Origin of the sequence: Candidatus Electronema sp. PJ (assembly GCF_048287395.1) — a bacterium.
GTDB lineage: Bacteria > Desulfobacterota > Desulfobulbia > Desulfobulbales > Desulfobulbaceae > Electronema.
Genome location: NZ_JBLWEO010000005.1, coordinates 1 through 12,429 on the forward strand (window position 1 = coordinate 1; position 12,429 = coordinate 12,429).

Sequence of the window (12,429 nt, forward strand, 5' to 3'; positions counted from 1 at the left end):
AGTTGAACGGACTTTTTCATGGATGCAAAGAAAATTCCGCCGTCTGGTTGTCCGCTGGGAAAGGCAGCCCTGCTGCTTTGATTCTTTTCTCTGTCTGGCTGTTTGTTTTATGTGGGTACAATTATTAGTGGGATAGGTTCATTATATTCTCCAGTCCAATACAGAAAAGAAGTTTATGAATAAAGACCAATTCCAACGACATACAATTTCTTTCCCGAAAAGGCAGGTTACACTTTATTCGCTCTTTTTTTTCCTGTTATTCACCGCTTACTCCTCTTCGTTTCAGGCTGAATGGCACTTTGATGATCTTCCTAATATTTTAGATAATACACCTCTTCATTTGACCGATTTAACAATAAAATCGATCAAAAAAACTTTTTTTGCCTATCCAGAAAAGGAAGGAACACTGCTTCGTCCTGTCAGCAATTTAAGTTTTGCCCTGAACTGGTTCTTTCATCAGGACAGAGTTTTTGGTTATCACCTGATAAATTTTTGCATTCATTTTTTGACAACCATTTTCCTTTATAAATCATGCTTGCTGCTTCTCGTTTCTCCAAAGATTGGAGCTGTATATTGCAAAAACAGCAAGTTAATCGCCACTCTTACTGCTCTCTTCTGGGCACTCAATCCGATACAGACCCAAGCGGTAACATATATTGTGCAACGAATGGCATCTCTAGCAACCCTATTTACCATTATCGGTATATGGTGTTATCTTGCAGGAAGAATACAATATTATCTTGATAGAAATAGGCAAGCTGTATATTACAGTGCTTCGTTTGTAGTATTTTTACTAGCATTAGGTTCTAAAGAGAATGCTCTTTTTTTTCCTGCTTCTATTGTTTTGATCGAGCTATTTTTTTTTAGGAGGAAAATTAATGCTACCAGGCAAAATTTTATACTCATCCTGTCAGTAGTATTAGTTATTACATGGTGTATAATATTTTTGAAAGGGCCAGGCGTTATTCATAGCATATTCTTGTCTTATAATGATCGAAGCTTTACTATGACTCAGCGAGTATTGACACAATCTCGTATTTTATTCTTTTATCTCAGTCTGCTTTTCTACCCGGCCCCTTTCCGTCTCTCTCTGATTCATGATATTCAATTATCCACCTCGCTTGTCACCCCTATTACTACTCTGTTTTCAATCATCAGTATCGCCCTGCTTATTGTCCTGCCGTTTGTTTATCATCGACGTTACCCGCTACTTTCATTCAGCATACTCTTTTTCCTCCTTAATCATAGTGTAGAGTCGACTATTCTCAGTCTCGAATTGATCTTTGAGCACCGTAATTACCTTCCCTCGCTATTTCTCTTTCTTCCAGCAGCAGCAGCCTTAGGTACCCTTATTAAAAAATATCAACATGGTAACAGGATTATCTATGTCCTGCTTTCAGCTGTAACCAGTTTTCTGGTTCTTTCCCTCGTGCTAGGTACCTTCGCAAGAAATAAAGTATGGCAGACCGAACAAAGTCTATGGGCAGATGCCTGGGCGAAGGCTCCGCAAAGTGCTGGCCCGTATATCAATCTCGGACAATATTATCAGTCAGTAAATAACCTACAGAAATCCTTTGAACTGAATTTCCTTTCTCTGGATAAATACGCTGCCACACCTTGGAAGAGTAGGGTCTGGGCCTATAATGCTATGGCTCATATCATGACCTTGACCGAAAATTATAGAAAAACTCTGGAGCTGTACGATAAGGCTCTTGCCGCATCAAAGGACAAGCCGTATGGAAACTATAACGCCCCGATACTGGCGGAGAAGGCTTGGATACTATGGCGTACCAAACAAAAGGAACAGGCTGTACAAATTACGGCAGAACTGGTTGAGGCAAGGTCTGAAAATGGAGGTTATCTCCAGCAACATGGCGAGATGCTTATTGCTCTGAATCGCGTTGAAGAAGGGGCGGCGGTTCTACAGCGAGTTTTTGCTCATTCTGATATGAAGACCGAGGAATACCGCAAGACACTGCTCAACTTTGCCCTTATCTACGCCCGGATGGGATTTATGGATAAATCTTCCTTCTATATACACTTAGCGGATATGCTGGGCGTACCGGTTGTCCCAAGCTCACTCTGTGTTATAGAGATAAGTCTGCTGAAAGGCAAGCAGGCCGAGGCGGATCAGGCAATGCAGGCTATCCTTTCAAGAATAACTTGGCCTGAGTTGATCGCGATTCTCTATGAGCAAGCACCGAACATTCCTTCTAAAGCCATCAACTATCCCCTGCTCCGACAGTATGCAGCAGACTGGATTGCACGCCAAAGAGAAGCAAGTGATCCTCTGCCACGTCGCAGCGAAGGGGGATTAGCTCCACAGCTTCGCAATAAAGAATTGCGACCCGAGGAAAACAATGCAATATAAACGATTACCTTATCTAGCTTATACCATTCCAATACTTCTTCTTGCCGCTATTGGAGTTGCCGCTTCAGCCTATCTTGCTCTGTCCCATTATCGGAACTATACAGATATCGGCTACAGTAGCTTTTGCGCCATTTCTAAGGCTATCAATTGCGACACGGTCTCGCAGAGTTCCTGGTCTGTGCTGTTTGGGCTTCCCCTCGCTCTTTGGGGCACCTTCGTATATGCACTCTTTTTTATTCTTGCCTTGCCTGCTCAACAAATTAACAGCCCAGAACGCAGGGGGCTATGGGAACTGCTGTTTGGGCTTGCCCTAATCTGCTCTGCTGCTGATGTGTATTTCGGTTATGTCAGTGCAGTGGAAATACAAGCCTACTGCATCATGTGCTTGTTGACCTATGCCGTCAGTTTCACGCTTCTTTTCTTGATCTGGATCATCCGAAGACGTTTCAATAACCATTCTTTTTCTGTAGGGATACGGAATGCTCTATTCTTTTTGAGCAAAGATAGATATATTCTTTCTGCCCTGTCCTGCCTCCTTGCCGCATTTATCTGTCTGAAGATATTTCTTCCAGCCTATTGGATTTATGAATACCCCGAATTCTCAACTGATGTGCATTCTGGAGTAACTGAAGAAGGCCATCCTTGGATAGGCGCGGAACATCCGGTAATGGTAATTAATGAATTCACAGACTATCAATGTTTTCAGTGCAGCAAGATGCACTTTGTGCTGCGGCAGCTTGTTGCCAGGCATCCTGATGCGCTCCGCCTAGTCCATCATCATTACCCCATGGACGAAAACTTCAACACGGTACTGGTTAAAAAGCCCTTTCATACCGGTTCCGGCACGTTGGCCTTGCTGGCTATTGCATCAATGCAGCAAGACAAATTTTGGTTCGTTAATGATTCTCTATATTATGTCATCAGGAATGGCATAAAAGAATTTAACATCAGTAAGTTTGCCAAAAAAGCAGGATTAGATGCTGAACAGCTTAAAAAGGATATGTATTCACCAGTTGTCCTAAAGCAGCTTCAAGCAGATATATGGACCGGCCTGAAAAACAAAATTGTCGGTACTCCAGCCTTTATCATAAATGGAAAAGTCTATCAAGGACAGATTCCAGCGGAGATTCTCAAAAAGGTTACTGAGCTGCCGGGGAAATGAGAAAGCAGCTCTTTGTACCGGTAGTTCTCAGCATCATTGTTTTTTGCCTTGCACTGCTTGCCTGTACCCCACCTTTTGACCGCGACGGTCTGATTCACCATCTCCAAATTCCCAAGCTCTACCTCCAGCACGGCAGCATCTACGAAATTCCTGAGTTGGTATTTTCGTATTACCCCATGAATCTCGACCTGCTCTATATAGGGGCGTTATGGCTTGGTAGCGACATTCTGCCGAAATACATCCACATGGCCTTTGCCTTGGCCACGACCCTGCTGCTCTTTCTCCATCTGAAAAAACGACAGCCCGGCATCTACGCTTGGCTGGGCGCGGTCTTTTTCCTCAGCATTCCAGTCATCGCCAAGCTCTCGGTCACGGTCTATGTTGATCTTGGCCTTGTCTTTTTCAGCACCGCCGCCGTACTCCTGCTCTTCCGCTGGATAGAGATCGAACAGCGGTACAACCTGCTACTGGCAGGCATCTGCTGTGGGCTGGGCATTGGGACCAAATATAACGGGCTACTGGTACTGTTCATCCTGACGGTTATGGTACCGGTACTCTTCATCCGCAGTCAGGACGAAAGGCAAGGTGCAGCGCTTCCGGCAGTGAAGGCGGCGGTGCTGTTCTGCTTTGCCGCTTTACTGGCGGCTTCACCTTGGCTGATCAGGAACGCTGTCTGGACAGGCAATCCGGTTTATCCGCTCTACAACGGCTTCTTCAACCGCGCCGCCGCGCCGACAACAGCGGAGCAGGCGGAGACCAGCTCTGAGGAGGCTAAACTGCAAGGCGGCAGAGTGCGCGGCGTGTTTGCCACACGGCATGTGCTGTACGGCGAAAACATCTGGCAGCTGCTTCTGTTGCCAGTGCGGATTTTTTTTGAAGGCCAGGATGACGATCCTCGTTATTTTGATGGCCGCCTGAACCCGTTTCTCCTGCTGTTACCCCTTCTTGCTTTGCTCCGCATAAGACAATCAGAGAGACAAGTGCGCCTTGAGCAAACAGCAATGGCCGCTTTTTGCCTACTTTATTTTCTCTTTGCCTTCAACACCGGGGTGTTGCGCATCCGCTACCTCGTGCCAATGGTGCCGTTTCTGGTGATTTTATCCATGCAGGGCCTGCACCGGCTGGAACTGCTGGCTGGAAAACGCAGCCTTGCCTTGGCCGTCTGGCTGATTCCCGCTGCGCTGATGCTGGCCTGGAACGGCAGCTATATGTATCAGCAGTTTCAGAAAGTAGATCCACTCAGTTACATCAGCGGGAGGTTGAGCAGAGATGAATATTTAGCTCGGCAGATTCCTGAATATCCGCTTCTTCAGCATATCAACAGTAAATTGCCGGAGTCAGCTAAAATCCTCTGCATTTTCATGGGCTGGCGAGGATATTATATAAACAGAGAGCATTGGTTTGATCAGTATGGCAATTCTAAAGGTCTGCTGGCTTGGCTGCGGCGGCCAGAAATGACTGCGGAGAAGATAGGACAGAATCTGGCAGAAAGAAACACCAGTTATTTGCTGATCAGGAGGGATTTACTCTATCAATGGCTACAAAACGAAGAAGTCAGCACGCAGCAACGTTGGGTAGAAATGGAGCAGCAGCATCTCCTGCCGCTGGCCTCGCATCTTGACTACACTTTATATCAAGCCTCATTTTGAGAGGAGATATGAGACCAGTCCCTTGCCAAAAAATGCCCTGAACAAGGGGTTGCCAGGGCACTTCGCAAATTTCCCTATGCAGCTTACCTCGAATTATACTCGGTAGGCAAGCAGTTCTGCTTGGCCGCAAAGGAGTTCTGCCGACTTGGAGAGAAGTTTTGCCGACTAAGAAAGAAATCTTACTCGGCAAAAAAGGAGTTCTGTCGACTTGGAGAGAAGTTTGGCCGACTAAGAAAGGAGTTTTGGTAAGCCGGAAAGGAGTTGTACTCGGTTACACAAAGGAGTTTGGCCGAGTACAACTCCTTGGCAACCGAGCAGAAATGGTGTGTTTTGCCAAAGCAGAGCATTGCGCTCTTACCGCGCTCCTTGCGCTGCTCAAACCTCTTCCATTCTGCAACTCCAGCAACTTACTGAAATTTCCTCGACTGCCCTCTCCGCTTCTTGGCGAATGCTGAAATGGCTTAGGCAAGAGGTCTATTTTGAGAGGAGATAATTTTTTCCTTCTCCCTGAATCGCTTCTCCGTGCCGTTCAGCAGCCGTCTGATGTTCTGGTAATGCTTGATCCAGATCATCATCCCTACGAAGACAGCCAGCCAGAATTTCCACAGCGGCTCGGCAAAAAAATAGAGGCTCAACGGCATGGCCGCTGAACCGAGAAGCGAGCCGAGAGAGACAAAGCCGGTCGGGGCGGTCACAGCGATGAAGACCGCCAAACTGACCAGCAAGGCTTTAGGGGCGATATAGAGAAATATTCCTAGGGCGGTGGCCACACCTTTACCGCCTTTGAAGCGGAGAAAGATCGAAAACATGTGGCCGGTCACAGCAGCTGCGCCGCAGAGAGCTGTAATCAAACTGCGGCTGGAATCATCGCTGAGAAGTAGCCCAGCGGCAAACATCGGCAACCAGCCTTTAACTGCGTCCAAGAGCAGCGTGAGAAAACCGACCTTCTTACCCACCAACCGAGAGACATTAGTAGCACCTATGTTGCCACTACCGTGTTGGCGGATGTCGATACCACTGCCCCGTGAGAGCAAAAGGCCAAAAGGGATCGAGCCGATCATGTAGGCTGCCGCAGGCAGAAGAAAATGCAGGCTGTTCATGACCAGCTGCGTCCGGGTTTAACCAAGATATTCTAAGAGGATGTTCAGCATCCGTCGTACTGGCTCTGCCGCACCCCAAAGGAGTTGGTCGCCAACGGTAAACGCGCTCAGATACTGCGGGCCGAGGTTCATTTTCCGCATCCGACCGATTGGGACTGTTAGCGTACCGGAGACACTGGCCGGAGTCAGCTCGCGTAAGGTGTCCTCCTTGTTGTTCGGCACGAAGCGCACCCATTGGTTATGCTTCGTGATGGCTTCCTCAATCTCGGCCAGCGGGATGTCCTGATTCAGTTTCACTGTCAGGGCCTGACTATGGCAGCGCATCGCCCCAACCCGAACGCAACAGCCATCCACTGGAATGCGATTGTTCTCGTCTCGGCCCAGTATTTTATTGGTTTCAGCGATACCCTTCCACTCTTCGCGAGTCTGGCCGTTCTCCATCGCTCGGTCAATCCAAGGAATCAGGCTGGCTGCCAGCGGTGCGCCGAAATGCTGGGTCAGAAAGCGCGGGCTGCGGAGGGTGTAGCTCACATTGCGGTCGATCTCCAAAATATTGGCCGCATCATCAAGCAGATTCTGGCAATTCTCGCCGATCAACCGCATCTGGTTGACTAATTCCAGCATATTCTTGGCACCAGCCCCAGAAGCAGCCTGATACGTCTGCGAGCTGATCCACTCCACCCAGTTTTTCTCGAAAAGCCCACCCAGAGCCATCAGCATCAGAGAAACTGTGCAGTTGCCACCGATGTAGTTTTTGATTCCATCGGCTAAACCTTTGTCGATAACTGCTCGGTTAACCGGGTCAAGGACGATGATGGCATCTTTTTCCAAACGCAGAGTGGAAGCGGCATCAATCCAATAGCCCTGCCAGCCTGCTTCACGCAGTTTAGGATAAATTTCTTTTGTGTAATCGCCGCCCTGACAGGAGAGGATGATGTCCAGACCCTTGAGCAGGCTCATGTCAAAGGCATCCAACAGCTCGAAAGTTTTGCCATTGATTTCCGGCCCGGCTTGCCCGGCCTGAGAGGTGGAAAAGAACAGCGGCTCAAACCGGTCAAAGTCGTTCTCCGTCCGCATTCGCTCCATAAGCACGGAACCAACCATGCCTCGCCAACCAATGATACCTGTTTTTTTCATGATATTTTGGGAGATATTTTATGTTGTTCTCATGGACAAGTCGTGTTTACACGATCCGTAGATAATGAATCAGTTCCTTGGCAATAATTGGAGCTACTGAGTACACTTCTAACAAGTCATCTGTTTTTGTTCCAGGATAAGTATCTGCGCCGATGATCCGGCGGATACCTCGTTTCCGAAACTTCTCGTGGGCATTACCTGACAGCACCAAATGCGTGGCCATGCAGAGGACATCGGTCGCGCCTGCTTCATAGCAGCGGTCAGCGGTTTGGAGCATGGAGCCGCCAGTACGGATCATGTCGTCGCAGATGATGGCGGTCTTGCCCTTGACTGCGCTGGAGAGTTGGCCGACAATGGTTTTATCGACATCGTAACGATCTTTATTAGCCGCTGTGTGCGGACAACCGAGGATACCTGCCACTCGCGCTACCCGCTTGCTAAAGCCATAGTCTGGGGAAACCAGCACATAATCGCTGAGATTCATTTCCCGGATTTTCTTTGCGGCCAGTTCCTCTGTCCATAGATGTCTGGTCTTGATTTCACCGGAATGCGCGTGCAACACCGCCTCGGAATGGAGATCAACAAAGGCCACATACTTAGGCCGATTGCGGAATATCTGCCGGGTACGGGTTACGCCCTTGGGAATCTCGCCGGATTCCGGCTTGGCCCGCTCCATCGTCGAATAGCCAAGATAGGGAATCACCACATTAACACTGCGGGCATTCCAATAAAGACCGCCTGCGATCAAGTCCAACAGTTCCTGGAGTGCGCTGTCGGTGTGGGTGGCGGAAATAATAACCATATCCACGCCAGACACGTCGCGGGGAAAGGCGTGATAGATTTCACCGTCGGAAAATTGCTTGCGCACCATCGGCGTGCATTCAATTTTGAGTTCTGAAGCCACTTTGTCTGCCAGCGGCACAGAGTCGCAGGTGGCCAGCAGGAGAATGTTTTCGCGTCTGGTCATCGCAGCTTACCTGCAAGCAAAAGGATCCTTGGCATTTTTCTCAGAACCATCTTTTTTTAATAAAGAAAAGAATGCCAGACAGTGACAGCGCAGACGAAATTCCTATTACAATCAAAAAAGCATAAGGAGAATGCTGGAATGGAATTTTAATATTCATTCCATAAATACTGGAAATCACCATCGGGATAGTGAGCAGTATGGTTATTGAAGTTAAAATCTTCATAACATAATTTATATTATTGTTAATAACCGAGGCAAACGCATCCATCATGCCGCTCAGGATGTTGCTATAAATATTTGCCATCTCGATAGCCTGTTTATTATCGATGATGACATCTTCCAGCATGTCTTCATCCTCGGCAGTCAACTCAAGAGTTTTAGTTTTGAGCAATCGCTCCATCATTAACTCGTTTGACCGCAGTGAGGTGGTAAAAAAAACCAGGCTTTTCTCCAAGTTAAGCAGTTTAATTAACTCTTCGTTTTGCAATGATTTCTGTAACTCTTTTTCTATCTCCGCTGTTCTCCTGTTAATCTCTTTCAAGAACTTTAAATACAGCAAGGCAGTCCGTAAAAAGATTCTCAGAACAAATCCGCTTCGGTTGCCAGTGACTATATACTTCCCTTTACCGACATAAAGCTCAAGAAGATCGGTGATATCAGAAGAACAGATCGTGATGATCGAGCCATCTTTGGTTAAAATGATGCCAGCAGGGGTGGTGATGAACGGGACTTCCGAATTTTTTTCATCGTAATCAGGTATTCTCAGCACAATCAAGAGCACGCCTTCTTCAGTCTCGATGCGTGCCCTTTCATCCATGTCCAAAGGGTCAGTCAAAAAATCAGCAGGGATGAGAATCTCTTGCGATAATCTTTCCAGCTCCTGCCTATCTGGACTGATCATGTTAATCCAGCAGTTCTTCTCAAACTTGTCTATCTGAACATATCTGTTTTCTGACCACTTGAAGACCTGAATCATTTACCGCCGCCTTTCTCGAAATTACTGCTTCCTGCTCAACACCGGCGCAGGGAGATGTCTTTCCCCTGCGCCGAATTCTTACAGAGCCATAGCGATTGCCTCGCCCATTTCCTTGGTGCCAACCTTTTTGCAACCCGGCGTGGCAATGTCCGCAGTCATAATGCCCTGCTCCAGTACCTTTGCCACTGCCTTTTCCATCGCCTCTGCCGCCGCAGGCTGCTTGAGACTGTAGCGCAACATCATTGCTGCTGAAAGAATCTGGGCAATCGGGTTGGCAATCCCCTTGCCAGCTATGTCTGGAGCAGATCCACCTGCCGGTTCAAAGAGACCAAAGCTGCTGCTATTCAAACTGGCTGAAGCCAACATCCCAATAGACCCAGTGAGCATGGCTGCTTCGTCGGAAATGATGTCGCCAAACATGTTACCACAGAGCATTACGTCAAATTGTTGCGGCCAACGGACCAACTGCATGGCCGCATTATCGACATAAATATGTTTGAGTTCCACGTCAGGGTATTCAGCGGCAATTTGCGTCACTACTTCGCGCCACAAGACCATGGTGGTCAGGACGTTTGCCTTATCAACCGAAGTCACCTTTTTTCGACGGCCCCGGGCAGCCTCAAAAGCCATCCGGGTGATGCGCTCAATCTCCGAACGCTTGTAGAGCATGGTGTCATAGGCAAATTCATCTGGCCCGCTGCCTTCACGACCTTTGGGCTGACCGAAATAAATATCTGAAGTCAGCTCGCGCACCACGAGCACATCAAAACCTTCGCCGGCAATGTCCGCCCTAAGTGGGCAGGCAGCGGCCAGTGCTTTGAAAACCTTGGCTGGCCGCAGGTTGCAGAAGAGATCAAAGTGTTTTCTCAGCGGCAGCAGAGCCGCCCGTTCCGGTTGTTGGGCTGGCGGCAGCTTTTCCCATTTCGGCCCACCGACTGAACCAAAGAGGATCGCCTCGCTGGCCTCGCAAAGCTGCAAGGTAGAGGGCGGCAAGGCCTGGCCGTGGTTATCAATGGCAATGCCACCCACATCGGCATAATGATATTCCAGGCTAAAGCCAAACTTTTGCTGGGCTGCGTCGAGCACCCGCACTGCTTCTGCCATTACTTCTGGGCCGATGCCGTCTCCAGCCAGCAATGCTATCTTGTTCGTCATCTGACAGTCTCTATCAAGTAAATTTCTCTGGAAATACTGCGCCGCTGATTCGCTGCGCCTTTAAATCCTCATAAATCGTTGGCAGAAATCAACGAGTTCAGCAAAATTGCCTTCTTTTCTTACTCGTTTGCCAAGGAGTTTGGCTCGGCAACAGAGGAGTTCTGCCGACTTGCAAAGGAGTTGTACTCGGCAGGAAAGGAGTCTGGCCGAGTAGCAAAGGAGTTCTGTTAAGCCGCAAAGGAGTTTGGCCGACTATAACTCCTTTACAAGTCGGCAAGACTTCTTTGCGGCTCACTAGGAAAGGAGTTTGGCCAAGCAAAACTCCTTTCTTGCCGACTTCAACTCCTTTCTGGCCGAGCCAAACTCCTCTTCTACCGAGTACAACTCCTTTCCTGTCAAGCCAAATTCCTCGCCAAGTAGGCAGAAAAGGTGCGCTGCTGGCTGTACCTCTGAACTTACCCCTTCTTGTTGACTTCTACAAGAGATCGAGTGCCTATCTTACCAGAGAAAAAAGAAGCTGCCAACCTTTCCAGGCAATCAAGCAGACTGCGGCTGTTTTCGTACCACAGTCAAGGCGCGGGGATGGCCAGAAAAGGGTAGTTGGCACTGATAGCTTTCAACAAATTCCCAGTTTGGGCAGCTTGCCAGGAATTGCCGGTCGTCTGCCGCTTGCATCAAAATGACCCGCGTTGCTGGACCAACCGCCTGCGCCAGCATCGGCAGCAAAATATCTGGCGCAGCAACGGCGCGGCTGGTGATAAAGGTGAATTCAGTGGCCAATTTTTCGCCTGGTTCGAGCCGCTCTTCCCGCACCAGGACGTTGGTCAGGGCTAAAGTGCGGACAATATGGCGGAGAAACGCGGTGCGCTTCTGTCTTGGTTCCAACAAGGTGACTTGTAAGTCCGGCAAAGCCACCGCCACCACCAAACCAGGCAAGCCTGCGCCGCTGCCCACATCGAGCAGGCTTGCGCCTACGCTGCCAGGTCGAGTCAAGAGCGGCAAGAGGGTCAGCGAATCGAGAAAATGTTTTTCAATTATTTCCTCTACTGGCGTGTCACGGGCCAGCAGATTGATCTTCTTGTTCCATTTTTGCAGCTCGTCGCAGTACAGCAGGAGTTTATCGACAGAACAGGCCGGGAGATTGAGACCAAGCTGTGCCAAACCGATGAGAAGTTGGTTGCGATTGCGCATGGTTCAGGGTAAGAGATGGAGAAATGTCTGTGCGTCTGCTTTTGAACAGTTTTTCTGGTGAGCCACATGCGTTGCACAATCTTTAACAGCCCAGTCGGCCAGTTGCGGCTCTTTGCTGATGACTTGGCCTTATATCGAATCGCCTTTCCTGTCGAAAGCAAGCTGCCGGTTGCCGATGCCGCCCCAGCAGACCACCCTTTGCTCTGTCGCGCTAAGGCACAACTCGCTGAGTATTTCGCTGGCCAACGCCAGTGCTTTGAGCTGCCTTTATCGCCGCAGGGAACCTCGTTTCAGCAAGCGGTTTGGGCCGTGATCCGGCAGATTCCTTACGGTGCCACCCTAACCTACGGCGCAATTGCCCAAGCACTTGGGCACCCCAACAAGGCCAGAGCCGTAGGCGGCGCAGCTGGCAAAAATCCCCTGCCCATTGTCATTCCCTGTCACCGGGTTGTCGGCTGTTCTGGGCGACTCACCGGCTTTTCTGGCGGGCTAGAAATCAAACAATTCCTCCTCGACTTGGAGAGGAATTGAAACCTACAGGAAAAACCGTTGCCGTCTTTGCTTGAACTTGCTCGCAGAAAGGAAGGCGGGCGACTTCTCCTGCTTGCCCGGGTTTTACAAATACAACGCATCTTCAGACCCTACGCCACAGAGTTAGTGCACATGATTTTTGGCAGAGGATTTTTTTGCTCGCAGGAGCAAAAAAATGAGGGCAGGATAC

Annotated in this window: 12 protein-coding genes; 6 read left to right on the top strand and 6 right to left on the bottom strand. The window is 48.9% G+C overall.

Annotation, left to right across the window (positions count from 1 at the left end; translation table 11 throughout):
- Nucleotides 1–175: 175 nt before the first annotated feature.
- The 4 genes from ACNKIB_RS00410 (at nt 176) to ACNKIB_RS00425 (ending at nt 5,431) form a co-directional block, all read left to right on the top strand.
- Nucleotides 176–2,371 carry a tetratricopeptide repeat protein gene (locus ACNKIB_RS00410; RefSeq protein ID WP_417908560.1) on the top strand — a complete coding sequence of 732 codons (2,196 nt, stop codon included), beginning with the start codon at nt 176–178 and terminating at the stop codon, nt 2,369–2,371.
- Nucleotides 2,361–3,533: a vitamin K epoxide reductase family protein gene (locus tag ACNKIB_RS00415; protein WP_417908561.1), complete on the top strand. Its 1,173-nt coding sequence runs from the start codon at nt 2,361–2,363 to the stop codon at nt 3,531–3,533. The genes ACNKIB_RS00410 and ACNKIB_RS00415 overlap by 11 nt, the downstream gene beginning before the upstream one ends.
- The gene (locus ACNKIB_RS00420; RefSeq protein WP_417908562.1) at nt 3,530–5,182 is read left to right on the top strand and encodes an ArnT family glycosyltransferase; all 1,653 of its coding nucleotides are present in this window, start codon (nt 3,530–3,532) and stop codon (nt 5,180–5,182) included. Before ACNKIB_RS00415 ends, ACNKIB_RS00420 begins: the two co-directional genes overlap by 4 nt.
- 120 nt (nt 5,183–5,302) lie before the next feature.
- Nucleotides 5,303–5,431, top strand: a complete 129-nt coding sequence (locus ACNKIB_RS00425) for a hypothetical protein (protein ID WP_417908563.1) — start codon at nt 5,303–5,305, stop codon at nt 5,429–5,431.
- Between the two features lie 212 nt (nt 5,432–5,643).
- Here the strand turns inward: ACNKIB_RS00425 and plsY are convergent, their stop codons facing one another.
- The 5 genes from plsY to leuB all read right to left on the bottom strand — a co-directional run bounded on the left by plsY (nt 5,644) and on the right by leuB (nt 10,517).
- The gene (gene plsY / locus ACNKIB_RS00430; protein WP_417908564.1) at nt 5,644–6,282 is read right to left on the bottom strand and encodes a glycerol-3-phosphate 1-O-acyltransferase PlsY; all 639 of its coding nucleotides are present in this window, start codon (nt 6,280–6,282) and stop codon (nt 5,644–5,646) included.
- An 18-nt stretch (nt 6,283–6,300) separates the two neighbouring features.
- Nucleotides 6,301–7,419, bottom strand: coding sequence for an aspartate-semialdehyde dehydrogenase (gene asd, locus ACNKIB_RS00435; RefSeq protein ID WP_417908565.1), 1,119 nt, complete (start codon nt 7,417–7,419; stop codon nt 6,301–6,303).
- Nucleotides 7,420–7,465: 46 nt separating this feature from the next.
- Complete coding sequence (locus tag ACNKIB_RS00440) at nt 7,466–8,386, bottom strand: ribose-phosphate diphosphokinase (RefSeq protein ID WP_417908566.1); 921 nt, start codon at nt 8,384–8,386, stop codon at nt 7,466–7,468.
- A gap of 40 nt (nt 8,387–8,426) precedes the next feature.
- Nucleotides 8,427–9,362: a magnesium transporter CorA family protein gene (locus ACNKIB_RS00445; RefSeq protein ID WP_417908567.1), complete on the bottom strand. Its 936-nt coding sequence runs from the start codon at nt 9,360–9,362 to the stop codon at nt 8,427–8,429.
- A gap of 78 nt (nt 9,363–9,440) precedes the next feature.
- Nucleotides 9,441–10,517, bottom strand: a complete 1,077-nt coding sequence (gene leuB, locus ACNKIB_RS00450; protein WP_417908568.1) for a 3-isopropylmalate dehydrogenase — start codon at nt 10,515–10,517, stop codon at nt 9,441–9,443.
- Between the two features lie 78 nt (nt 10,518–10,595).
- Here leuB and ACNKIB_RS00455 point away from each other — a divergent pair, with 78 nt between their 5' ends.
- The gene (locus ACNKIB_RS00455; RefSeq protein ID WP_417908569.1) at nt 10,596–10,748 is read left to right on the top strand and encodes a hypothetical protein; all 153 of its coding nucleotides are present in this window, start codon (nt 10,596–10,598) and stop codon (nt 10,746–10,748) included.
- 306 nt (nt 10,749–11,054) lie between these two features.
- Here the strand turns inward: ACNKIB_RS00455 and rsmG are convergent, their stop codons facing one another.
- Nucleotides 11,055–11,708 (bottom strand): 16S rRNA (guanine(527)-N(7))-methyltransferase RsmG, encoded by a 654-nt coding sequence (gene rsmG, locus ACNKIB_RS00460; RefSeq protein WP_417908570.1) that lies wholly within the window; start codon nt 11,706–11,708, stop codon nt 11,055–11,057.
- A gap of 66 nt (nt 11,709–11,774) precedes the next feature.
- On the opposite strand from rsmG, the gene ACNKIB_RS00465 reads away from it, so the two are divergent.
- Entirely contained in the window at nt 11,775–12,239 is a 465-nt protein-coding gene (locus ACNKIB_RS00465; protein WP_417908571.1) for a methylated-DNA--[protein]-cysteine S-methyltransferase, read from the top strand.
- Nucleotides 12,240–12,429: the final 190 nt, after the last annotated feature.

What these genes read in the sequence shown, in the direction of transcription:
- ACNKIB_RS00465 (WP_417908571.1), top strand. Translation starts at nt 11,775, where the DNA reads ATGCGTTGCACAATCTTTAACAGCCCAGTCGGCCAGTTGCGGCTCTTT.
- leuB (WP_417908568.1), bottom strand. Translation starts at nt 10,517, where the DNA reads ATGACGAACAAGATAGCATTGCTGGCTGGAGACGGCATCGGCCCAGAA.
- ACNKIB_RS00420 (WP_417908562.1), top strand. Translation starts at nt 3,530, where the DNA reads ATGAGAAAGCAGCTCTTTGTACCGGTAGTTCTCAGCATCATTGTTTTT.
- asd (WP_417908565.1), bottom strand. Translation starts at nt 7,419, where the DNA reads ATGAAAAAAACAGGTATCATTGGTTGGCGAGGCATGGTTGGTTCCGTG.
- ACNKIB_RS00410 (WP_417908560.1), top strand. Translation starts at nt 176, where the DNA reads ATGAATAAAGACCAATTCCAACGACATACAATTTCTTTCCCGAAAAGG.
- ACNKIB_RS00415 (WP_417908561.1), top strand. Translation starts at nt 2,361, where the DNA reads ATGCAATATAAACGATTACCTTATCTAGCTTATACCATTCCAATACTT.
- rsmG (WP_417908570.1), bottom strand. Translation starts at nt 11,708, where the DNA reads ATGCGCAATCGCAACCAACTTCTCATCGGTTTGGCACAGCTTGGTCTC.
- ACNKIB_RS00445 (WP_417908567.1), bottom strand. Translation starts at nt 9,362, where the DNA reads ATGATTCAGGTCTTCAAGTGGTCAGAAAACAGATATGTTCAGATAGAC.
- ACNKIB_RS00440 (WP_417908566.1), bottom strand. Translation starts at nt 8,386, where the DNA reads ATGACCAGACGCGAAAACATTCTCCTGCTGGCCACCTGCGACTCTGTG.
- plsY (WP_417908564.1), bottom strand. Translation starts at nt 6,282, where the DNA reads ATGAACAGCCTGCATTTTCTTCTGCCTGCGGCAGCCTACATGATCGGC.